The organism is Weissella paramesenteroides ATCC 33313 (assembly GCF_000160575.1).
Classification (GTDB): Bacteria; Bacillota; Bacilli; order Lactobacillales; family Lactobacillaceae; genus Weissella; species Weissella paramesenteroides.
Window position 1 is genome coordinate 500,940 of record NZ_GG697129.1, and the last position, 22,450, is coordinate 523,389.

Sequence of the window (22,450 nt, forward strand, 5' to 3'; positions counted from 1 at the left end):
AAATGATGATATTTCCCACTAGCTTACCTACTATTATACCGGCATTTTTACTACATTCTGTCATTTACAATGATTGGTCTATTTATTTAGAAAATCGGTCATATTCTAGACATAAAAAAGACGATAGGTCGTCGATAAACATCGATAAGCTACCGTCTAAAATTTTCATTAATTATCTAACAGAATCACCATGTTCAACTGATGTTTCTTTGATAAACCAAACGCTCAGTCCACCAATAATAAATAGCACTGCTGATATCATAATCATATGTGGCATTTGATTTCCTAATAATGGATAAAGAGCAAATGACATAATTGATGCAACAATTTGTGGCAAGCAGATCCATGTGTTAAATAAGCCCATGTAAGTACCATCATGCATACCATCTAAGGCATTGGTCAAAATCGTAAATGGAATTGCGTTCATTGTTACCCAGGCAATACCTAACAAAACAAATGATAATGCTGATACTGTTTTTGAACCAGTCGTTGATAGCATAAAGAACCCAACTGCTCCTAAGAACAAACCAAGTGTATAAGCTGGCTTACGTGTTTTATTGCTCAAACGTGAAATCACTAATCCCCAAATAATAGCGGCGATTGTTTCAATTGATGATAGAACACCAAACCAATTTCCAGCAGCTTGGAAGGCACCTGAAGATGCATTGGTAGTATGCCAAATGTTATCTGCTACGGTTCCAGTACCGTACGTCCATAAGTATTGGAATCCTGCCCAGCAGAAGAATTGCACAATACCTAACGTCCAGAAGACCTTTGGTGCATTTTTAATGATTTCTACAACATTAGTTTTTTCTGTTGTTTCAGTCAATCCATGATACTCTGCATACTTACTTGGTTCATATTCATCAACCTTCCAGATAGTAAATGCAGCAGAAATGGCAAGAATAATAGCACCTAAGTAAAATGACCATTTCACGGATGATGGTAATTGACCTTGTGCGGCCACATTAGCAACACCGATTGCCGTAAAGAAAAATGGGAATAGGTTAGCGATTACACCACCGATATTTCCCCAAATTGTTTGCCATGACCATGCCATGTCCTTTTGACTATCGTTGACCATATCTGAAATCATCATCTTAAAAGGTTGCATAGACATGTTTGATGACAAGTCCATGAATAAAATAGCAACGGCACCAAACCAAAGGGCTGTTGATGCTTTGAATCCAAATGATCCCGCATTTGGCAATAAGGTCATCACGATAATCGCCACGATTGATCCTAGTATAAGATATGGTAAGCGACGACCGATTTTAGGAATCCAAGTACGGTCTGAGAAATAACCAACTAACGGTTGAACAACCATACCAGCTAATGGTGGCAAAATAAAGAAGAACCCTAACTTCGTTGGATCAGCTCCTAAGGTTTGAAAGATACGTCCCATATTGGCACTTTGTAGTGAAAAGGCCATTGATGTTCCTAAATTTCCAAAGGTCATTAACATTAATGTTGCGATTGACAACGTTGGTAAATGTTTTTTACCAAAAGTATTTTTGACTCTGACATGTTTTAACTCCATAATCATAAAATTTTATATTTGCATTCAATAAATGAAAGCGCTTTACTTACAAATAAAACTATACGTCTTCAAACACTGTTATGAAAGCGCATTCTTTATGTTACCGGTAACATGTTTTCTGACCCTGCGTAAAATTACGCGCCAAATAGCAATCATGGTATGATGTAATAAGGAATTTTAGAAAACGTTTTCAAATAAAGTATCGAGGTCAATATCATGGTTTCAATATCTGACGTGGCTCACGAAGCACATGTTTCAAAAATGACTGTCTCACGAGTTATCAATCATCCTGAACAAGTATCACCCGAAATTAGAAAAGATGTACAACGTGTTATTTCACAATTAGGATATGTTCAAAATCGTGCGGGTAGAGCATTGGCAAATAATCGTCATTACAACATCGCATTTATTTTATTAGACAATGTGAATGAAATTGAACCCTATTATGCTCATCTACTCATGCATTTAACAGATGCCCTCCGTGAAGAAGGCTACACATTAGAAATGCGCCATGACCGTAATTTTGATCTAACAAACGTCGATGGTTTTTTAATTTGTGGTGCACGTCACAGTGATTTTACTGTTTTAAACAACTTACCTATCCCGGTTGTGATATACGGTACGGAATCCGGCATTACTTCAGTAGATATTGATAACCAGGCTGGTACCCTCCTTGCGACAAAATTATTAATTAGTCAACACTACCAACGCTTATTGTTTTTGGGCATGGATATCGATGAGCCATTTGCAACTAATCGTGAAATGGGTTATCGCCAAGCAATGCGTGAAGCCGATCGTGAAGTTGAAATCTATCGTTTACCTAATAACGAACATATTGTGCAACGCTTTTTACAAAATGATGATTTGAGTGCTAACACAGGTATTATCGCTGCAACCGATCGCCTAGGTCTGGGAGCCTTAAGGGCAAGTCGACAGCAAGGATTACAAGTGCCAGATGATATTGGTATTGTTGGCTTTGATGGTATTTATATTCATCAACTAGCAGAGCAACCACTGACTACAGTCCAACAACCACTTAAAGAAATTGCAGGACACATGGTGCAATTATTGCTAGCTGAGTTATCTGGTAAAACAGTCGAATCAGTATATGTCGTGCCTAAACTCATTCATGGTGAAACGACAAAATAAAAAATAGGTAAATAGCACAAATAGGCCGGGACTAAATCAATCCCGGCCTATTTTACATCTAACTTTGAATTATTTTAAAAACCACTGCTAAGACTGACCAAATCACTAGTCCAACAATAGCAAAATAGAGAAAAATCAATAGTGCATCCTTTAAATTATTTAGCGGAAACCAACCGCTGAATAACAATACAGGATAAACCGTGATAAACATTAGCAAAAAATGAATTAAACTTTGTTTAGCAAAGCTCCACTGATCAATCTCATAAATAACTGTTGTCACTCCCACAAATAATAATATCAATGCTGTAAAAAAGGTCCCTTTTGCCTCCTGGAATTTATTTTGGGTATTCAACACAAATGCAATACTACCCAAAATAATAAAAGGTATGCCCCCACGCATAATTCCTGAAAGTAATAATTTCATCTTGATTTCCCCCTTATGGATTTTCAAGATTGATGTACTATATGCTATGTATACCTTAATTATAAGTGAAACATCTCACATAACATAAAATTACGTTTCAATATTATTGATTACTTGACCAATATAATGTTCCTAATACCGCAAATCGAGAATGATTACTTTCTGCGTGTATTTTTTTGTGTGCTATACTGAGAAAAATTGCAAAAGGAAGTAGCTATCATGACAAAAATTGTTCTTTTAGACGGGTATGCATTAAACAACGATTTAGATTGGCCTCAACTCAATCAATTAGGTGACTGTACCTTCTATGATCGAACGAATGTTGATGATAAATCCGAAATTTTGCATCGAATTGATAATGCTGAAATCGTAATCACTCACAAAACACCACTAGATGATGACATCATCAGTCATGCATCCAATCTTAAATATATTGGCATTATGGGGACTGGTTATGATGTTGTTGACATTGATAGTGCCCATAAACATCAGATTACTGTAACTAACATCCCCACTTATGCAAGTGAGGCGGTTGCACAATTTACCTTCTCACTACTACTGGAAGTTACCGGACAGGTTGGACGCCACAATCAACTAGTTCACGAAAATAAATGGTCACAAGTTCCAGATTTTACATTTTGGGACAAACCCTTATTTGAATTACAAGGCAAAACATTGGGATTGATTGGTTACGGACATATTGCACAAAAGGTTGCCAAAATTGCCCACGCATTTGCAATGAACGTCATTTTCTATAATCATCATCCAAAACCCAATGCTGAAGAATGGGCAACACAAGTCTCTTTAGATGAACTATTAGCACAATCAGATGTTATTAGTCTGCATGTGATACAAACACCTGACACAATCAACATAATCAATAAATCAACAATTTCTAAAATGAAGCGTCATGTCATCATATTAAATACAGCCAGAGGAAAGTTGATCAACGAAGTGGATATGGCAGATGCCTTAAATCATCAGCGTGTTTATGCATTAGCAACCGATGTTGTACAAAAGGAACCGATTAAAGTAGATAATCCCTTATTAACTGCTCAAAATTGTATCATCACACCTCACATTGCTTGGGCTCCCTTGGAAACTCGAGCAAGATTGCTAGATATTACAATTAATAACTTAAAGAGCTACCTTTCTGGTAAACCCGTCAATGTCGTCTAAAAAGGGAGTCATCTATGGAAAATAAAAAATTAGGCGTTCAATCTGGCTTATTAGCATATATATTCTGGGGTGTATTAGGTGTTTTTTGGGAACTTATGCATACTGTACCTGCAATGGACATTTTATCCTACCGAATTCTCTGGTCAATGTTAACAATCGCCATTATTCTGACAATTCGGCGAGACTGGCCCCTGCTATTTAACACAATTAAGCAATTAGCCCACACTCATAAATTAAAATGGCTTATTCTCGCTTCATTTCTAATTTCAGCTAACTGGTTTATCTACATTTACATGGTGACTCATCAAGCAGCTACTGAAGCAAGTCTCGGATATTACATCATGCCGCTCATGAACGTAGTTGTTGCCGTCCTATTCCTACATGAACATCTATCAAAAACGAGAATTGTTGCATTGACCTTTGTTGTTATTGGCGTTGCAATCCTGACATTTCAAACAGGTTCATTACCTCTAAACACATTATTAATGGCTGGTACGTTCTGTTTGTATAGTTTAATTAAAAAGAAAGTACCACTACCAGCCCTTATCTCATTAACTTTAGAAACCCTTTTCGTTTTTCCAATTGCTATCATTTATCTACTACTAACACCTTATAATATGCTACAAGGTAACCCACATGTTACAGTACTCATTATTCTCAGTGGATTAGTGACAATCATCCCCTTACTACTGTTTGCCGTCGCTGCTAAGAACATTGACTTCATTACACTCAGTTTCATTCAATATTTGAATCCAACCATGCAATTACTAATGGCCATATTTGTTCTCAATGAAGCATTTACTTGGCATAAAGCCATTGTTTTCATTTTAATTTGGATTGGTATTGCAGTGTTCGTCTATGGCAGTATACAAAGTGCGCGCCAAACACGCCAAATTCAAAATAAATCGAGAGGAAGAAATATATGATTACCAAGCAACAACTCTCCTTAGACGAAGTAGTTCCTGGTGAAATTTACGAGGATTGTTTATTTCTATATTCTTCGGAAAGAATTCATGTGGATTCAGTAAAATTTAAAAACTGCGAGTTTCAGCAAACAGATTTTTCAGATAGCGAATGGCTTGACTGTCAGATTGAAAGCTGTCATTTTCTTAACAATGATTTCTCATCCAGCGTTTTTTACCGTACCATTTTTAACAAATGCCAACTAATGGGGACGGATTTTTCAAATAATCACTGGAAAAACACGATCATTATTGATTCAAAGGCAGACTATCTCAATCTATCTGGATCCAAAATAGAAACCAGTCAATTTGAAAAAAGTAGTCTGGTTAGCGCCTACTTTCAAAACATGCAAATTAAAAAGGGATTGAAATTTACCCAATGTGAACTCGATAAAGCTGACTTCTTAGATACTGATTTAGTTGGCGTGGATATCTCTAAAAGTTTTTTTGAAACATTAAATGTAACAATTGATCAAGTTCGTGGTTGCATAATCAGTCCGGTACAAGCCATTGCATTTATCAGTCTGCTTGGTGTTAAAATTAATGATGAAGATTTTTAGTGATTGTAAGGTCAGTATGCTAGATTAAAACTAATACTCAAAACTGGAGGGTTTATTATGAAAATTGACGTTGCCTTAGATAACAATTTTATTCCTGATAAGTACGCAAAATTTGCACCAGATCAATATCGTCTTGAAGACACACCAGTTGTAAATTTTCCGATTAAGGTCAGTGATGTCCCTACTGGTACCGAATCCTTGTCTGTCGTCTTTATCGATTACGATTCAGTGCCGGTTGCTGGTTTTGTCTGGATTCATTGGTTAGCAGCTAATCTACCAGTTGGTGATATACCTGAAGACCTTTCACATGCTAATATTTCGTATGTGCCCGGTACCAACTCACAGTATGCACAATATCGTCTGGACAATCCAGCACTTACGCAAAGCTATACTGGTCCAATGCCACCAGATAAAACTCATGACTATACACTAAAAGTTTTCGCCTTAGATACGACGTTAGACTTAAAAGCTGGCTACTTCCTTAATGATTTCCGTCGTGCAGTTAAAGGACATGTATTAGATACTGCCTCATTAGATTTACCAGCTCGTAGCAAATAATGTTTCATGTGGAACAATGCATTTTTATAACCATAAAAAGTAGGTCACTTCATTTGAAATGACCTACTTTTTCCTTAACTAACTGTATGTTCACTTGACTTACCAGACAAAATAGCTACTGTATCATCTAAGCTAATGTCCACCATGTTTTGAACAGCAATATTAGTATAGAAACCAACATGTGGTGTGATAATAACATTATCGTACTGACGTAATTGAATTAAATCTTGGTTAGGGAGCTCTTGACCTCGTAAATCAAAATTGAAGAACGTTTCTTCACCAACCATCGTATCCAATGCTGCACCAGCTAGCCTTTTCTCTGCCAATGCCGCTAACAAAGCACTTGTATCCACCACTGGTCCACGACATTCATTGATTAAATATGCGGTTGGTTTCATTAAAGCTAATGCAGCTTCATCAATCAAACCTCGTGATGTGTCATTTAAATCAACATGCAAACAGATGACATCTGCTTGTTGAAGAACTTCTTCAAACGACAAGAAAGTGAGTACATCATCCAATTCATGATTAGGTTTAATGTCATATGCGATAACTTTTGCATCCAAGGCATGAAATAGGCGTGCTGCTGTACCGCCTATCCTTCCGGCACCAATAATGCCAATTGTTAATGAGTGAATTTCACTTCCTTGTAATCCAGCCCAACGAAAATCTTGTTCACGAACACGTTGGTCAACTAATTCTTGCTTTCTAATTAAACGTAATGTGTGTGTTAGTGCTAATTCGGCTACTGATCGAGGTGAATATGCTGGTACATTGCTGACAATCAAATCATTTTCAGCTGCAGCTTTTAAATCAATCACATCATACCCAGCTGTTCGCGTTGTCAGTTGTTTGATGCCCAATTCGTGCAAGCGTGGGTAGACGTCCGATTCAATCTGAGTTCGTTGCTGAATAACTAACCCGTCAAAACCAGCCACCTGATCCACGGTCTCTGAATGTAATTCCCATTCTGCAATGGTTAACGCCACATCTGGATGACGATTACCCCACTTCTCGATTGCCGCACGTTCATCTGGCCGAACACTCAATAATAAAATTTTCATTTTTAAATCCTCTCACTTTCATTCCTTTGATCAACAACATATTGTCGTAATTGGGTCATCCCCCTTGTAATCTCAGCCATACTAGTTGCATAGCTAAGTCGTAAGTAGTGCGCACCTCCTGGACCAAAATATGAACCTGGTACTGCAGCCACAAGTCCCGTTTTAGCCAAATCATAAGCAAATTTTTCATCATCTTGTTCTAAATCAGGAGCAATTTTCGTATAAATATAGAATGCACCACTTGGTTTGGCTGTTTGAAAACCTAACTCATTCAAAGTTTCTAAAATGACATCTCGCCTTTTCTGATACTCTGTCTTCATTGGTAATGCATCATCTTGACCATTTCCTAAAGCTTCCGCCGCAGCATCTTGCATAACTGTTGCAGTACTCGTAATTGTAAATTGGTGGATCTTACTTAATTCATCAGTAAGTACTTTTGGTGCACATAATAACCCAATTCGCCAACCTGTCATCGCATGAGACTTTGAAACACCGGTAATCAAAATTGTTTGTTCTCGTAATGTTTTCGTCAATGATGCATGTGGCTGGTCATAATTTAATTCACTGTAAATTTCATCACACAATGCAAATATTGGTTTATCCCTTAAAATATCAGCCAATGCATCCAATTCTGCCTGCGAATAAGTGATACCTGTTGGATTACTTGGATAATTCAACACAACCATTTTGACCGCTGGTCCTTCATGAGCAATTGTATCTGCTAATAATTCTGGGGTTAGTTTAAAATCTGTTGCTGAAGTGTCCACCAAAATAGGCTGGCCACCAGCCACTGTGACATCGGCAATGTACAATGGGAATGTTGGTGTTGGAATAATCACTTTATCACCAGGATTCAACACAGACACAATCGCTGTATAAATCGCTTCAGTTGCACCTTCAGTAACAATTATTTCTTCAGGTGCATAGTGTTGACCATACTTGGCCGCTAAAAAATCACTCGCATTTTGACGTAGCTCCTGCGTCCCATTTGATGGCGCATAATGTGAATGATTTGCTTGAATACTACGAATGGCTGCCTGTTGCACATGCTTCGGTGTGTCGAAATCCGGTTCACCTAATGTAAAATTCACAATATTTGGAATATCAGCAGCAAAATTTGCAAAAGCTAAGATATTTGATGGTTGCACATTGACTAACTGTTTATTTAAATATTTTGTTATTTCCATAACTAATTCACTCCTTTAATGCTTAAAAACGAACAATATTATTTCTACGAAAAAAGACCCTCTCGATTGAAAACAATCTAGAGGGTTTTATAACCTTTTATTACCCCTTGCAGATTATTTTCGAACCTGCAGGGTCTTTTAACTCAAGCCAAATAGCTTTCATTTCCCACAGGTACAAACATGTGTGACATGTCTGCACCTGCTAATAACAAGATGCAAACACTATCTAATAGAAACGAAAGTTATAGTTCCAACTATTCAATTGTGACGCACGACGTAATTTCATAAATATCAGCTCTCGGATTTAATAATATTCTAACCATACTCTAATGTTTCGGCTTGTGTCAACCCTTGCAAACGATTTTCTTTTTTATGATATCCTGATATTAATGACTTGGGGGGAAAATAAATGAACTTAGATGAAAAATTTGCCTATATGGCTACGGGTCAAACTTATAATGATTTAGATCCAATATTAGTGTCTGCCAGAAAAGAATCAACAAAGTTAACAACCGCCATCAATAATGAGCAAGATATGGCAAAGAAAGAGGTGCTCATTCGCAATCTATTTGGTAGTGCGGGTATTGCACCAGATCTGAATCCAAATTTTCGTTGTGAATTTGGTCGCAATATTCACGTTGGTGATTACTTTTATGCAAATTATGATACCGTCATTCTAGATGGCGCTAAAGTTACTATTGGTGATCGTGTCTTATTCGGTCCTAAAGTTGGACTCTATACCAGCAATCATTCATTTGATGCCCGTGAACGCGAACTTGGTGGTTGCATCGCCAAACCAATTTCGATTGGTAATCGGTGTTGGTTAGCAGCTAACGTAACTGTGTTACCTGGTGTCACAATTGGGGACGACGTTATCATTGGTGCAGGGAGCGTTGTAACTCATGATATTCCAAGCAACGTTATCGCAGTTGGTAACCCTTGCCATGTATTACGAGAAATTACTGAAGCAGACAAAACTGGCTTCAACGGTCAAGATTTTATATAAAAAAAACTGAGAAGTAGATACTGGTTCTTACCAGATTATCAATACTTCTCAGCTTTTTTATTTATACGTGGCGAATAATATGTGCCGGATTTCCAGCAACAACGGTATTACTTGGTATATCGTGGGTAACCACACTGCCAGCTCCAACAACGACATTGTCACCAATTGTAACTCCTGGCAAAACAATCACTGATCCACCAAACCAGCAGTCATCACCAATCGTAATTGGCAAATCATATTGCCAACCTTCACGACGTAATTCCTTGTTATTTGGATGATGATTTGGTGTGTACAACTGCGTATTAGGTCCTAAGAAGCAGTTTTTACCAATGGTAATTTTACCAGCACTCAAAATAGTGAAATTCAAATTAATAAATGTTCCTTGGTCAATAAATAAATTGTCAGGGTACTCAATATTAGTAATTGGAAAATAAACTTCCACATCATCAGCCATATGCGGTACTAATTCATGTAATTGTTTTAGTGCCTTATCAAAATCATCTATCGCAATTTTATTCAATTTTTGAATCGCTTGCGTACTTGATTTAACAATAGCTTGTAATTGGGGTTCCTTCCCATACTGATACCAATCTCCATCCGCAACCTTCTCAAATATAGGTTTCTTTGCTAAAGCTTCAATATCTGGTTCGTCTAGTTTTTTAGGCATATTCTTCTCCGACTCACGATAAAAGCTAAAATCTCCATTTCATTATAAGTGTTTTAATGATTATTTAATACCTTTTTTAGCAAAAAAAGTTGGAACATTTTTTGTTCCAACTTTATTTTACTAAAATTTCATGAATTACAAACCAAATGAAACCAACAAGACAGCTGCCATAACGAAATTTAACACCATGAACAATTTCAAAAATGTTGATGATGAATCTGGTTCAATTTGACGATACACACGGAACCCAATCAAATTTGCCATCGAGGCAATCATCGTTCCTAGCCCACCAATATTAGTACCTAGGAATAATTCATGGGCATGATCCGTAAATGTTGAAATTAAAATTGTTGACGGTACGTTGGAGATAATTTGACTTAGAGCAAAACTACCGAACAGCACATGTGCTGGTGTATCAAATAGTGAGCTAACAAGCGTCTGTACCATATGTATATTGGCTAAATTATTTGTTGCAACAAAGAAGAACAAGAATGTTGCTAATAAACCATAATCAACCATTTTAAATATTTTGCGATTATAGATAAAGAAGACGATCAAGATAAGTGGTACCACAACATTAAATGGCAACCAGCCAAAAATTGTTGCAATCAAAACAACACCTGTACAAATCAAGAAAACTAATTGGCGATTTTCAACATGTTCAGCTGGTTTTAAATCAATTGCCAGTGGCTCCATTTTAATAAAACGCGTAATGATAATCATCAAAATCAGTGATACCACGGTCAATGAGGCAGACCAAGTGAAGAACTCACCAACACTCACCCCGTAGTGACCAAATAAGTATAGGTTTTGTGACTTACCAAATGGAAATAAAATAGCGCCAGAATTAGCAGCCATAATAATCAAGGTTGAGCCAATAATTTTTAATTGCGTTGATAGTCCTGATGCTAATCGTAAATAAATCGGCATTAACGTTAAGATAGCAATATCATTGGATAACAACATTGCACCAAAGAATGACAACAAGGTCACACTGGTCATTAACGCCCGCGCATGATGGCTTCGACTAACTAACCAGACTGATACGGCATGTAAAACACCTGCGTTCTCTAGCAAGCTAACCCAAATCATCATTGTCATTAAACTAAAAATAGTGTGCCAGTTAACAGCACCTAAATCTGGTACCACAAAAAAGGACGTAACGACCGCTAGCACCATGCTAACAGTAAACATTACGTCGCTCTTTAAGTACGTAAAAATACGATTAACCATGTGCTTATTTCTCTTCCTCGATCGCTTTACCACGGGCATTCGCTAGTCGAATAATTTCATACGATTTAGCTGCCATTAAAGAAGTAATCCCTGCCGATATCGTCATTGCCGGAATCAATAAAACAGCAAGCTTAGCAGTTGTCACTTCGGTATTATCATGATGCCTTTTAAAAATCATACCTATCTCCTTAGTTGATTCGCAAAATAATAAAGATGCAAGTATATTATCGAAAAAACTCGGACAATACGCAACAAAACTCCTGTAACATAATACCTGCTAAAAATGCTTATTTTTTCACTTTTTAATTTAAAAACGGATATGAATTTGTAATATCTTTCGCATAATTCGTTATATAACGAACAAATGTCTAATAAACAGACTTTAAGTTAGCGTTTCATCTGTAATAATCTTTACAATAAAATTACTGTTTATCTATAATAATCAACAATTCGTTACAAGCATCACTTGCTTGAAATATAAGCGCTTTCAGTTGTTTTAAAATCAAAAAGCATACTTATTATATCCAATAAATTCGTTTTATCACAGGAAAACCGCTTTGATTTGGTATTATCCCATAAGTTTGTTACAATAGTTGCTATTGTCAAAAGGAGGAACTATGAAGTCCGACAAAACAACAAAAATTGGCTTATTCCAGCTCATCATGCTAACACTAGGATCATTAATCGGTTCAGGTTGGTTATTCGGGTCTTGGGAGGCCACCCGTGTAGCGGGGCCCGCTGCAATTATTTCATGGGTAATCGGTGGTCTTGTTATCGCCGCAATTGCCTACAATTACATTGAATTGGGGGCCATGTTTCCAGAAGCTGGAGGCATGAGTCGTTACGCACAATATTCGCATGGGCCTCTATTAGGCTTTATTGCATCTTGGTCCAATTGGGTATCATTAATCACTTTGATTCCGATTGAAGCCGTTGCCGCAGTGCAATACATGAGCTCATGGCCGTGGGCATGGGCAAATTGGACCCAACAATTTTTTAGCAATGGTACGATTACGACACCAGGGTTACTACTGGTATTTGGATTTATGCTAGTCTTTACCCTCATCAATTTCTGGTCAGTTACCTTGCTAACACGCTTTACGAATTTTATTTCTCTTTTCAAAATTGGTGTGCCAACAATTACCGTTATCATGTTAACATTATCAAGTTTCCATCCTGGTAACTATGGTCATTCATTACATGAATTTATGCCGTATGGTTCTGCACCAATCTTCTCAGCAACGGCAACAGCAGGTATTATCTTTTCATTTAATGCCTTCCAAACAGTAATCAATATGGGAAGCGAAATTAAAAATACCAAGAAAAATATTAGTCGTGGTATTTTCTTATCACTACTAATTAGTGGTATTATCTATATTTTGATTCAAAGTGCCTACATTATGGCAATTGAGCCATCAACCATAGCACAACACGGTTGGCACGGTATCAACTTCAGGTCACCATTTGCCGATTTAGCAATATTGCTCGGTATTCATTGGTTATCTGTCTTACTTTACCTTGACGCCTTTATCTCACCTGTTGGAACAGGTGTGTCATTTGCAGCCTCGACTGGACGTGTACTTTTCGCCATGGAAAGTAATAAACATATGCCAAAGTTCTTAGGGAAACTAAGTTCTAAGTTCTATATGCCTCGCGCTGCGATGTTAACAAATCTAATTATCAGTATGATTATGGTTTCGGTATTCCGATCATGGTCAACCTTAGCAACTGTTATCTGTGCTTCTACTTTGATTGCCTATTTAACAGGTCCGGTGACTGCAGTCGCTTTCCGGCATACCGCACCTAACTTTAAGCGTCCTGTAAAATTAAAGATGCTATCATTCATGGCACCTGTCGCTTTTGTGCTAGCATCATTAGCAATTTATTGGTCAATGTGGCCAACTACGATTGAAGTTATCTTGGTAATTTTGCTAGGTTTGCCGATATATTTCTACTATGAATACAAGGCTAAAAACAATGATACATGGAAGGCTTTCAAATCGGCCCTTTGGTTGATCGTCTACCTTATCTTCATTTCATTGATTTCATTTGCCGGTAGTCATGAATTTAATGGTGCAGGTTGGATCAGTTATCCATGGGATTTCGTCGTTATTATTGTTATCTCATTAATCTTCTATTACTGGGGTGTCAAAAGTGCTCAGATTTTCCCTGATTATTATCAAGCTAAAAAACTAAATGATTCTGTTAGAGAATAAAAAATATAGGGTAGATAATCTCTATTGTTACAGAAAAAACGAAAGTTCCACATGGAACTTTCGTTTTTTTAATGTCCAAACATTCTTAACAACCAGTTTGCACCGTATAACATCCCCAAACTATAAATGAAAATTGATAATGGTTTACCAGCCAATATAATTATCGTAAATTCATGCCACGTCATCTTTGTCAAACTTGTTAATAGTACCAATGCATCATCTGGTGCAACTGGTGAGAAAATTAACAAAGCAAAGGTCCAATACCAACCTTTAGAGTCTAAACGATCCATATACTTATTCAGTGTATCCTCGCTGACAAAGATATCAATGACACGTCTACCATAACGACGTCCCAGCCAGAATAGGATCATGGATCCTAATACAATGCCAATGTAATTATACAAAAATCCTAGCCAAGGGCCGAACATCACAACACCAGCTGCTAATGAGACTCCTCCTGGTAGTATTGGAATAACCACCTGCACAATTTGGACAAAAACAAACAAAATTGGTGCCCAAATGCCGTATTTCTTCAGTAGCTTAATCAATGAATCCGTATCATTAAAGACGCCAATTCGATACAAATGGACGACTAACCAACCGAGTAGTACAAGCATAATAACTGATAATATTTTTATTAATAACCGTATGTAGCGTATCTTCATGTCATCCCCAAGACTACCGCCAAACTAATTTGGACTCATAAATTATTCTAAGGTTAAAATTATGATGTTAATTTAACCTTTAACGGATAGTATGGTTGAAAAATAAATATCCATTCAAACATTTTTCTCACCCTATCATTTAAGAAAATATTTTACCTAAAAATTTTACAAAAATCTATATCATTTCCTGTGCGTAGTATCCCAGCAGTGCAACTAACATTAAAAAACGAAATGTCCTTATTGTGAATGACCTATCAACAGCATGTTATACTAAGGCATATAAAGGCAATCATTCCATATGGAGGTATTATCCTATGCTAGCAGTTTTAAATTTCAAAAATTTAGTTGATTTTGAACAACAAAAACAATTTTTAGCTGATCTCAGTCAGGCAACTGTTGACGTTGACTTAAAGATTGCACCAACACTACCGGTACCAAACACTTATGATAATTTTGAAGTTGTCAGTCAAAACTTAACCATTAAACAACGCACGGTCGGTGAAATTTCGCCCAGTGTTTTACAATCATTAGGTATAACAACGAGCTTTATTGGTCATTTGGAACGTCGTAAATCATTGAATGAAGGTTTGCTGATTGTTCGCAAGCGTCTTGAAAATGCTTTAGAAAATAACATCACACCGATTCTATCAGTCGGTCAGTATAGCAACATTGACATGGTTGTTGAAGAATTAGGCATTTTACTAAAAGATGAGCCAATCACAAAGCCGATTATTATTGCCTATGAATCACTGGCTTCAACTGAAATGGGGCGTGCACTCTACTCTATTGATGAAATCCGTGATATTCATGATGCTATTCGAAAGTTTATGAAAACTAACTATCCAGAAATTTCATACCAATTAATTCTAGGTGGTCACATGGATGAAGCCGGCTCTCCAATCGCAAATGCTATTGGCTATGATGGCGTCCTAATTGGTGATCGTTACCATACCCTAGCCGCTTTTCAACCTGTACTGGATGTACTAAACAAGCTTAGTCGCTAAGTTGTTTTGAATCCCCAATGCAACACGTTTATGCTATCAAACTGACACACTCATAATTAATATATTTTTAATTAGAAGGGGTTGGGACATTTTCTGTCACAACCTCTATTTCTTATGACTTAATTGAATTTTAGTCTTATTCGCGAGATAATGAAAGCGTTACCAAAAAGAAAAGGAGATACATCATGAGTAAGGTATATCTGTCAGCAGAATTACCCGCATTGGCTACAAAAACATTAATTGATCATGGATTTGACGTTTCGATTTACGATGGTGAAGGTTTAGTTTCACATGAAACATTGCTTGAGAGCGTCCGTGATATTGACTTCTTAATTACACCACTATCAACCAAAGTAGATCGTGAAATTATCGATGCCGCACCCAAATTAAAATTAATCGCTAATTTTGGGGCTGGTTTCAATAACATCGATACGGCTTATGCCAAAGAAAAAGGTATTCCAGTCACAAATACGCCAGCTGTCTCAACTAACGCTGTTGCTGAAGTAACCATTGGACTAATGCTTGCATTGAGTCATCGCATTGTTGAAGGAAACTACAAAATGCATCGTGATGGATTCCTCGGCTGGGCACCATTGTTCTTCTTAGGACATGAGATAGCTGGTAAGACACTAGGAATCGTTGGGCTTGGTAACATTGGTAGTGATGTTGCTCGAAAAGCAAATGCGCTAGGTATGCACGTGCAATATTATAAGCGTACGCCTTTGTCTGATCCGGAAGAACGTTCAATGAAGGTTACTTACCGGCCATTTGATGAATTAATTGCAACAAGTGATTTTATCTCAATCAATGCACCGCAAACCGATGAAAATTATCATCAATTCAACGAAGCGGCTTTCAAAGCAATGAAGTCTACAGCGAACATTATTAACGTTGGGCGTGGTCCAATCATTGACGAAGCTGCTCTATTAAAAGCGCTTAAAGATGGTGAAATTGCCGGTGCAGCACTAGATGTCTACGAACGAGAACCTGAAGTTGATGATGGCTTTAAAATACTACAAAACGTTATCCTAACACCACACGTTGGTAATGCCACCGTGGAAGCTCGTGATGCGATGGCTAAAATTGTCGCTGAAAACGTCGTGTTAGTTGATAATGGCCAATCAGCAAAATTTATCGTTAACCCTTAAGATTTAGAATATTTTTCGACTTCATTTTTTAGAACACATTAAAAAATTCAATCTACTGACTAAAATACGCCATAATTATTAGACACATAACCTAACAATTATGGCGTATTTTTTCATGACTTAATAAGTTTTGAACTAGTAAAGCATAAATTAACTCTTCAAAAACATATGAACGTACACACGATATGATAAGAATGCAAAGATAAATATTTCACCAACAATCCAACATGTAGCCACGAACCCAGTATGCTGACTAACAGCAACAGTCTGATCAAGCAGACCACGAGCAGTATTCACAACCGGTGTCATAGGCTGATAATTAGCAAATAACTGAATTGGCTTTGCCATACCTTTCGTTGGCATTAATGCAGAGCTAACAAATAACAGCATCAATAGCACATATGAAAATCCCCCAGCCGATGCATAGTTATCTGCTTTTAGTGAGAACGGGATAGCTAACAAAGTAATTCCGAGACCAAATAGGACTGATAATCCAATAAACATGAGCATCGAACCAACTGTTGCATTTGGACGATACCCCATTAATACACCAACAAAAAATACCAATATTTCAGCAATCATCATAAATATCACTGAAGCTAGCACATGTGAGCCAAGTATGACCCAGCGTGAAATTGGTAGCGAATGTAATCGATTTAAAAATCCAGAAGTTCTATCCATATTGATGCGCATAGCAGTATATGCTGAACCCATAGCCATCGTCAGTAGTAAGAATCCAGGCAAAGCATAGTTAAGGTAGGTGAGTGAACTAGTATTACCTGTAGTTACGATATTGCCTCCCATGACGTAGACAAAGAATAACAACATAAATATTGGCATTGCAATAACTGTAATAATCGTATCAACATTCGTTAAATTTTGTCTAATAATACGCCAAGTAAGGACATTCAATTGCTTAATTATTTGCATAACTACCTCCCTGATTAATCACATTGAGAAAGATAGACTCTAAATCAGATTCATCACGATCAAAGCGTTCAATTGTGATTGATGTTGCAAGCAACACAGCTAGGGCCTTTTTTGCATTAACTGCAGATAATGAAATATTATGCTCCACAATGGTGTAGTCAATCCCTGCCATTGCCAATGCGTTCTCTGCTACCTTTTGCTCGCCTGATTTTACTTGAACGGTGTATGTTGTGATAACACGTTGCTTAATTTCATTTGGTGTACCATACTTTACAATTACCCCATCATGAATAAAACCTATATGATCAGAAAGTGCGTCAGCTTCATCTAGATATTGTGTCGTTAAAAAAACTGTTTTCCCTGCATCACGAATCTCACGAATCATTTGCCACAGTGCTAGTCGATTCTGCGGATCCACACCCGTAGTTGGTTCATCTAGAAAAACAATTTGCGGATTACCGATTAGTGACATTGCAATGTCCAAACGGCGACGCATCCCGCCTGAATAAGTCTTCACCTGACGATTCAAGAAGCTAGTTAAATCAAGTCGTTCAGCAAGGGTAGTGATTGCGGTCTTTCGATCTTTCACACCACGAAGTTGAGCAACTAGACGGAGATTTTCCATACCGGAAAATTCACCATCAAGCGTAGCTGTTTGTGCATTCAAACTAATCAACTTACGAACACGATTACCATCTTGTATCGGATCTAAACCCATAATCGATACTGTACCATGGTTAGGACGAGACAAGGTTGTCAAAATATTTATTAACGTACTCTTACCTGCACCATTGGCACCCAGCAAGGTGAAAACCTCACCTTGTTCAACATCAAGATCAATTCCCTTAAGAACTGCTAATTTCCCAAAGTCTTTTCTTACACCACGTACTGTGATTGCTTTCATAATTTTTCAGCCTCTGCCACTTTCTGTCGCAATCGATTACGATACTTGATCAGCCACAGTTGTTCTGGATATTGTGCCATAATATTTTCGGCAAACTCTACTGGATCTTCACCAACAATTTGTCGAACAGAGACATTTTCAACTGAACTTTCTTGAAAAATATGTAGTACCTCTTCAAGAACTTCCATTGCTGCACCACTGCCAGCAAAATTCCAAATATACTTTGTTAATGCATTAACTGTCTCCGCGTAGGGTACTGGTAATGCTTGGGTATCCTTCAAAAATTGCTTATATCGTTTCTTATCGGCAAGCATATTGTGAATACTATTTTTAATATCAGTCATTATTTTGCTCCTTCAATTCATTCATTATGGTCACTAAGAAAGTCCATTTTTGCCAAAATTCTTGTAAATAAACCTGTCCTGCTGCATTAAGTGTGTAAAACTTGCGAGGTGGCCCAAGCTCAGACTTACGACGATCTACATTGAGTAGTCCTTTTTTCTCTAGTCGCAAGAGCATTGTATAAACGGTTCCCTCAACAATATCCTCAAAGCCTAAACTATTCAGATAGGTGGTAATCTCGTAACCATACGTTTCACCATGGTCTATACGTTGAAGTACTATACCTTCCAGCGCACCTTTCAGTAATTCAGTCAAACCTTTCAATCTTTTCACCTCTATAAAATGAGTTTTATAGCTCTTATGCCACAGCAACATTAGTAAATTTTTAGCTACTATTTATTGCTAGGTACCAGTACATAGTAATAAATAGTAGCAGACATGTCAATAATTAACTCCAAAAATGTTCTATAAAGATTATTTTTAACAATGCATTAAAATACATTTTTTTGTATATTTTTCAATTTTACCTGCACAATTCTACAAAAGCATGTATAATACTATTAAAATAAAATGAGAATTTATGGGGGATTTCACATGACACGTAGCCTTTCAAAATTATTTCAAAATCCAGCACCTAATATTATGTCTGATATTGGTAAGAATGCTGCACTAATGACCGATGTCATTAATCTGTCTATTGGTGATCCAGATATGACGACCCCGGCACCAATTTTAAATGCTGCTGAAGAAGCTTTAGCTGCTGGGAAAACACATTATACGGCTAGTGATGGTGATCCAGAATATCTTGAATCGATCATTAACTTTTATCAAAAGAAGTTCAACCTAACCTATGCCAAAGAAAATGTTCGTGCAACCGTTGGCGCCGGGCACGCAACGTTCTTAGCTTTTGGTGCTATTTTAAATCCAGACGATGAAGTGATTATCTTTGCACCTTACTTCTCGCCTTATGAGGTTCAAATTGAAGCCCACCACGGAAAAGTTGTTGTTGTCAATTGCACGGCCGAAAACAACTTCCAACCAACGAAAGCTGACATTGCCGCCGCAATTACCGACAAAACGAAAGCAATTTTAGTTAATACACCAAACAATCCAACTGGTGCTGTTTATGATCAGGAGACACTACAAGCATTAGCCGACTTAGCAAAAGAACACGACATCTACTTACTTGCTGACGAAGTTTATTGGCCATTTGTTTATGGTGACAATGATTTTGTTCCGCTAGAGGCTCTTGCGCCAGAACATACCTTAGTAACTGGATCTTTGTCAAAAGTATTCGCAATGACAGGCTTTAGAATTGGTTATTTAATTGGTCCTGCGGATGTCGTAGCTGCAGCTGGACTGCTAAATGAGGGCATTGATTTTTCTGCACCGAGCGTTTCTCAGGCAGCTGGTGCTTATGGACTACAACACATTGACGAAATTACACCAGCACTCAAAGCACAATTTGGTGAGCGTTTAGAGTACGTGGCAACTGAGTTGAACAAATTACCTTGGTTAAATATCTTGCCAGTTGCTGGCAGCATCTATCTTTTTGCTGATATTTCTGCCACTGGCATGGATGATATTAAATTCAGTAATTACCTACTTGAACAAGCTGGGGTGTTAGTTATTCCTGGTCAAGCATTCGGAGATGCTGGTAAAGGATACATCCGTATTGCGGTCACACAAGACATGGCTACTCTTGAAAAGGCAGTTCAGGCTTTTTCAAAGCTATCATTTTAAATCAGGGTTTAATCACTAAGAGGGATGTTTAATGAAGAAGGTTTTACTGTACAACATCATGGACGATGAAGCTGCTGTTATCAAAGAATGGATAAAAACACATCCTGATGTTGAAGTTCATTCAAATAAAGTTACTTTAAATCCTGATACCGTTGATTTGGCCAAAGGATATGACGGTATTTCTACTGAACAAGATAATCTAATTGATAACCCAATTGTCTATCAAAAGTTACATGAATTTGGTATTAAACAAATCACCTTACGTATTACTGGTTACGATACGATTGATTTGGACTTAGCCACTCAATATCAATTAAAAGTCACCAATGTACCGGCTTATTCACCCCGTTCTGTATCTGAAATGGTCTTAACCCAGGTCATGTGGCTACTACGTCATTTAAATGTTGCGCAGCCTCGAATGCATGCCTACAATTTTACATGGGATGGCTTGCAGGCGCGTGAAATTCATGATTTAACGGTCGGTATTATTGGTGCCGGCAAAATAGGTAGTGAGGTGGCACGTATTTTCAAAGCGCTGGGTGCAACTGTCATTGCTGCTGATCCAATCCACCGACCAGAACTCAACAGTGTCTTAAAGTATGTTGATCATGAGACTGTCTATAAAGAAGCTGATATTATTACAACCCATACGCCATTATTAAAAAGCACTTATCACCTGTTTAATGAATCAGTATTTAAACAGATGAAATCTAACGCCATTTTCATCAACGCTTCACGTGGTGCTGTGGTAGATACCCCCGCTTTAATTGCTGCTTTAAAAAATCATGAGATCACTGCCGCCGGTTTGGACACGATTGAAGGTGAAGCAAACATATTTAGTGGTGATTTCTCAGAAACACCATTCGAAAACGACTATTTGAAAACCGTTTTAGAATTACCAAATGCCATTATCACGCCACACATTGGTTTCTATACGGATAATGCCATTCGCAATATGGTTGAAATTTCTATGAAGGATATGTTGACTATTATTGATGGAAATACCAGCGAACACGAACTGAATTAGACAAAACAATATTAATTGTTAGAGAGAAAAAGAGTATCAAGCCACCGATTAAAGTCAGTAGTTTGATACTCTTTACTTGTGTTCCAAAAGATTGCAGCAGATTGTCACACGCTCATTTCAAATGTTCCCATTCTTTATGTTATTACACGACTGTCCAGTCATGAATCGTTCGATCATCTGGCCCCTTAAATACCAACCACGAGTTAGTGCCACCAAAATACAAAAACAACCCAATTTCGTTGACACTTTTAAGGACAATGTCTTTAGTAGTAATGAATGTTTCGGGGTCAAAAGCATCAGCATGTTCTGCACGTATTTGTTTCGCAAAACGTGCATCAACACCTAAGCCACCATCAGCTTTCAATGGGGCATCTGCCAGCATTTTAGCACCAGCTACTAAACGCATCTCATGACGCTTTTGCCAGTAGATGGTTGCTTTGGTACCAATAAAATCAGTATTGAAAGGTACGTCGGCCATAGCAGACTTGAAGCGATGTTGCGCCTTGGTTGGCTTTCTCTTCTTTTTTGCCACCGTAATACCTAATAATGCGAATAGCGGTACAACTTCATGCCAGTATGCCGTGGCAGACTGACGCTGATCATCTGTTAATTGGCCAGTCATTGACGATTCTAACTTTAACTTAGCTTCAGCGGCAAGTTCATCAATATAGAGCGCAATCGTGTTAGTTTCTATGTTTGTTGGCGGGGTAATGATAGCTACCCGCGTGAGCGTTTCATCACCAGGCACCTGATCAATACTAATTAATTGCTCATTTTTAAAATACAATGTAACAGCGTTAATACTCGGTTCTGGCACTTTATTGGTTAAGCCAATTTGGCCATCCCCAAGTGAAATGGTCAGTGTCATATCAGTATAATCCGTATTAATGGCAGTCATCGTTTTTCCTTTCGCGCATGGTGTTTGACATTAAATGAACACTT

At 37.5% G+C, this 22,450-nt stretch carries 24 protein-coding genes; 11 read left to right on the forward strand and 13 right to left on the reverse strand.

The window, feature by feature from the left end; all coding sequences use genetic code 11:
* Positions 1-172 precede the first annotated feature (172 nt).
* The gene (locus tag HMPREF0877_RS05350) at positions 173-1,546 is read right to left on the reverse strand and encodes an SLC45 family MFS transporter (RefSeq protein ID WP_002828237.1); all 1,374 of its coding nucleotides are present in this window, start codon (positions 1,544-1,546) and stop codon (positions 173-175) included.
* A 210-nt stretch (positions 1,547-1,756) separates the two neighbouring features.
* Here HMPREF0877_RS05350 and HMPREF0877_RS05355 point away from each other — a divergent pair, with 210 nt between their 5' ends.
* Positions 1,757-2,689: a LacI family DNA-binding transcriptional regulator gene (locus HMPREF0877_RS05355; protein ID WP_002828238.1), complete on the forward strand. Its 933-nt coding sequence runs from the start codon at positions 1,757-1,759 to the stop codon at positions 2,687-2,689.
* 58 nt (positions 2,690-2,747) lie between these two features.
* On the opposite strand, the gene HMPREF0877_RS05360 is transcribed toward HMPREF0877_RS05355, so the two are convergent.
* Positions 2,748-3,113, reverse strand: coding sequence for a DUF3021 family protein (locus tag HMPREF0877_RS05360; protein WP_040760655.1), 366 nt, complete (start codon positions 3,111-3,113; stop codon positions 2,748-2,750).
* A 219-nt stretch (positions 3,114-3,332) separates the two neighbouring features.
* Here HMPREF0877_RS05360 and HMPREF0877_RS05365 point away from each other — a divergent pair, with 219 nt between their 5' ends.
* The 4 genes from HMPREF0877_RS05365 to HMPREF0877_RS05380 are packed head-to-tail and all read left to right on the forward strand — an operon-like array spanning position 3,333 to position 6,372.
* On the forward strand, positions 3,333-4,292 hold the full coding sequence (locus HMPREF0877_RS05365) for a D-2-hydroxyacid dehydrogenase (protein ID WP_002828240.1): 960 nt from the start codon (positions 3,333-3,335) through the stop codon (positions 4,290-4,292).
* A 14-nt stretch (positions 4,293-4,306) separates the two neighbouring features.
* Positions 4,307-5,218, forward strand: a complete 912-nt coding sequence (rarD, locus tag HMPREF0877_RS05370; protein ID WP_002828241.1) for an EamA family transporter RarD — start codon at positions 4,307-4,309, stop codon at positions 5,216-5,218.
* Complete coding sequence (locus HMPREF0877_RS05375; RefSeq protein ID WP_002828242.1) at positions 5,215-5,814, forward strand: pentapeptide repeat-containing protein; 600 nt, start codon at positions 5,215-5,217, stop codon at positions 5,812-5,814. Before rarD ends, HMPREF0877_RS05375 begins: the two co-directional genes overlap by 4 nt.
* 57 nt (positions 5,815-5,871) lie before the next feature.
* Positions 5,872-6,372, forward strand: a complete 501-nt coding sequence (locus HMPREF0877_RS05380; RefSeq protein ID WP_002828243.1) for a YbhB/YbcL family Raf kinase inhibitor-like protein — start codon at positions 5,872-5,874, stop codon at positions 6,370-6,372.
* A 74-nt stretch (positions 6,373-6,446) separates the two neighbouring features.
* Here HMPREF0877_RS05380 and HMPREF0877_RS05385 read toward each other — a convergent pair whose 3' ends face one another.
* Together HMPREF0877_RS05385 and HMPREF0877_RS05390 are read right to left on the reverse strand one after the other, a co-directional pair.
* Entirely contained in the window at positions 6,447-7,436 is a 990-nt protein-coding gene (locus HMPREF0877_RS05385; protein ID WP_002828244.1) for a D-2-hydroxyacid dehydrogenase, read from the reverse strand.
* Positions 7,437-7,438: 2 nt separating this feature from the next.
* Positions 7,439-8,623: an aminotransferase class I/II-fold pyridoxal phosphate-dependent enzyme gene (locus tag HMPREF0877_RS05390; RefSeq protein WP_002828245.1), complete on the reverse strand. Its 1,185-nt coding sequence runs from the start codon at positions 8,621-8,623 to the stop codon at positions 7,439-7,441.
* A 409-nt stretch (positions 8,624-9,032) separates the two neighbouring features.
* Between HMPREF0877_RS05390 and HMPREF0877_RS05395 the strand changes: the two genes are divergently transcribed.
* Positions 9,033-9,629 (forward strand): sugar O-acetyltransferase, encoded by a 597-nt coding sequence (locus HMPREF0877_RS05395; RefSeq protein WP_002828246.1) that lies wholly within the window; start codon positions 9,033-9,035, stop codon positions 9,627-9,629.
* Between the two features lie 61 nt (positions 9,630-9,690).
* Here HMPREF0877_RS05395 and HMPREF0877_RS05400 read toward each other — a convergent pair whose 3' ends face one another.
* The 3 genes from HMPREF0877_RS05400 to HMPREF0877_RS10260 all read right to left on the reverse strand — a co-directional run bounded on the left by HMPREF0877_RS05400 (position 9,691) and on the right by HMPREF0877_RS10260 (position 11,707).
* A complete protein-coding gene (locus HMPREF0877_RS05400) occupies positions 9,691-10,296 on the reverse strand; it encodes a sugar O-acetyltransferase (RefSeq protein WP_002828247.1) in 606 nt (201 codons plus the stop codon).
* 135 nt (positions 10,297-10,431) lie between these two features.
* Positions 10,432-11,529, reverse strand: a complete 1,098-nt coding sequence (locus tag HMPREF0877_RS05405; protein ID WP_002828248.1) for an SLC13 family permease — start codon at positions 11,527-11,529, stop codon at positions 10,432-10,434.
* A 4-nt stretch (positions 11,530-11,533) separates the two neighbouring features.
* Positions 11,534-11,707: a hypothetical protein gene (locus tag HMPREF0877_RS10260; protein ID WP_002828249.1), complete on the reverse strand. Its 174-nt coding sequence runs from the start codon at positions 11,705-11,707 to the stop codon at positions 11,534-11,536.
* 439 nt (positions 11,708-12,146) lie between these two features.
* Between HMPREF0877_RS10260 and HMPREF0877_RS05410 the strand changes: the two genes are divergently transcribed.
* Complete coding sequence (locus HMPREF0877_RS05410; protein ID WP_002828250.1) at positions 12,147-13,745, forward strand: APC family permease; 1,599 nt, start codon at positions 12,147-12,149, stop codon at positions 13,743-13,745.
* A gap of 68 nt (positions 13,746-13,813) precedes the next feature.
* Here HMPREF0877_RS05410 and HMPREF0877_RS05415 read toward each other — a convergent pair whose 3' ends face one another.
* Complete coding sequence (locus HMPREF0877_RS05415) at positions 13,814-14,410, reverse strand: TVP38/TMEM64 family protein (RefSeq protein WP_002828251.1); 597 nt, start codon at positions 14,408-14,410, stop codon at positions 13,814-13,816.
* Between the two features lie 314 nt (positions 14,411-14,724).
* Between HMPREF0877_RS05415 and HMPREF0877_RS05420 the strand changes: the two genes are divergently transcribed.
* The gene (locus HMPREF0877_RS05420) at positions 14,725-15,414 is read left to right on the forward strand and encodes a triose-phosphate isomerase (RefSeq protein WP_002828252.1); all 690 of its coding nucleotides are present in this window, start codon (positions 14,725-14,727) and stop codon (positions 15,412-15,414) included.
* A gap of 185 nt (positions 15,415-15,599) precedes the next feature.
* The gene (locus HMPREF0877_RS05425) at positions 15,600-16,562 is read left to right on the forward strand and encodes a 2-hydroxyacid dehydrogenase family protein (RefSeq protein ID WP_002828253.1); all 963 of its coding nucleotides are present in this window, start codon (positions 15,600-15,602) and stop codon (positions 16,560-16,562) included.
* A gap of 150 nt (positions 16,563-16,712) precedes the next feature.
* On the opposite strand, the gene HMPREF0877_RS05430 is transcribed toward HMPREF0877_RS05425, so the two are convergent.
* From HMPREF0877_RS05430 to HMPREF0877_RS05445, 4 genes are read right to left on the reverse strand one after another with little or no spacing between them, the layout of a single operon-like run.
* Complete coding sequence (locus tag HMPREF0877_RS05430; RefSeq protein WP_002828254.1) at positions 16,713-17,492, reverse strand: ABC transporter permease; 780 nt, start codon at positions 17,490-17,492, stop codon at positions 16,713-16,715.
* Positions 17,479-18,396 carry an ABC transporter ATP-binding protein gene (locus HMPREF0877_RS05435; protein ID WP_002828255.1) on the reverse strand — a complete coding sequence of 306 codons (918 nt, stop codon included), beginning with the start codon at positions 18,394-18,396 and terminating at the stop codon, positions 17,479-17,481. Before HMPREF0877_RS05435 ends, HMPREF0877_RS05430 begins: the two co-directional genes overlap by 14 nt.
* Positions 18,393-18,740: a DUF1048 domain-containing protein gene (locus tag HMPREF0877_RS05440; protein ID WP_002828256.1), complete on the reverse strand. Its 348-nt coding sequence runs from the start codon at positions 18,738-18,740 to the stop codon at positions 18,393-18,395. Before HMPREF0877_RS05440 ends, HMPREF0877_RS05435 begins: the two co-directional genes overlap by 4 nt.
* A complete protein-coding gene (locus HMPREF0877_RS05445; RefSeq protein WP_040760660.1) occupies positions 18,733-19,062 on the reverse strand; it encodes a PadR family transcriptional regulator in 330 nt (109 codons plus the stop codon). The genes HMPREF0877_RS05440 and HMPREF0877_RS05445 overlap by 8 nt, the downstream gene beginning before the upstream one ends.
* 270 nt (positions 19,063-19,332) lie before the next feature.
* Between HMPREF0877_RS05445 and HMPREF0877_RS05450 the strand changes: the two genes are divergently transcribed.
* Positions 19,333-20,481, forward strand: a complete 1,149-nt coding sequence (locus HMPREF0877_RS05450; RefSeq protein WP_040760663.1) for an aminotransferase class I/II-fold pyridoxal phosphate-dependent enzyme — start codon at positions 19,333-19,335, stop codon at positions 20,479-20,481.
* Between the two features lie 31 nt (positions 20,482-20,512).
* A complete protein-coding gene (locus HMPREF0877_RS05455; RefSeq protein ID WP_002828259.1) occupies positions 20,513-21,508 on the forward strand; it encodes a D-2-hydroxyacid dehydrogenase in 996 nt (331 codons plus the stop codon).
* 142 nt (positions 21,509-21,650) lie between these two features.
* Here HMPREF0877_RS05455 and HMPREF0877_RS05460 read toward each other — a convergent pair whose 3' ends face one another.
* Positions 21,651-22,406 (reverse strand): hypothetical protein, encoded by a 756-nt coding sequence (locus HMPREF0877_RS05460; RefSeq protein WP_002828260.1) that lies wholly within the window; start codon positions 22,404-22,406, stop codon positions 21,651-21,653.
* Positions 22,407-22,450: the final 44 nt, after the last annotated feature.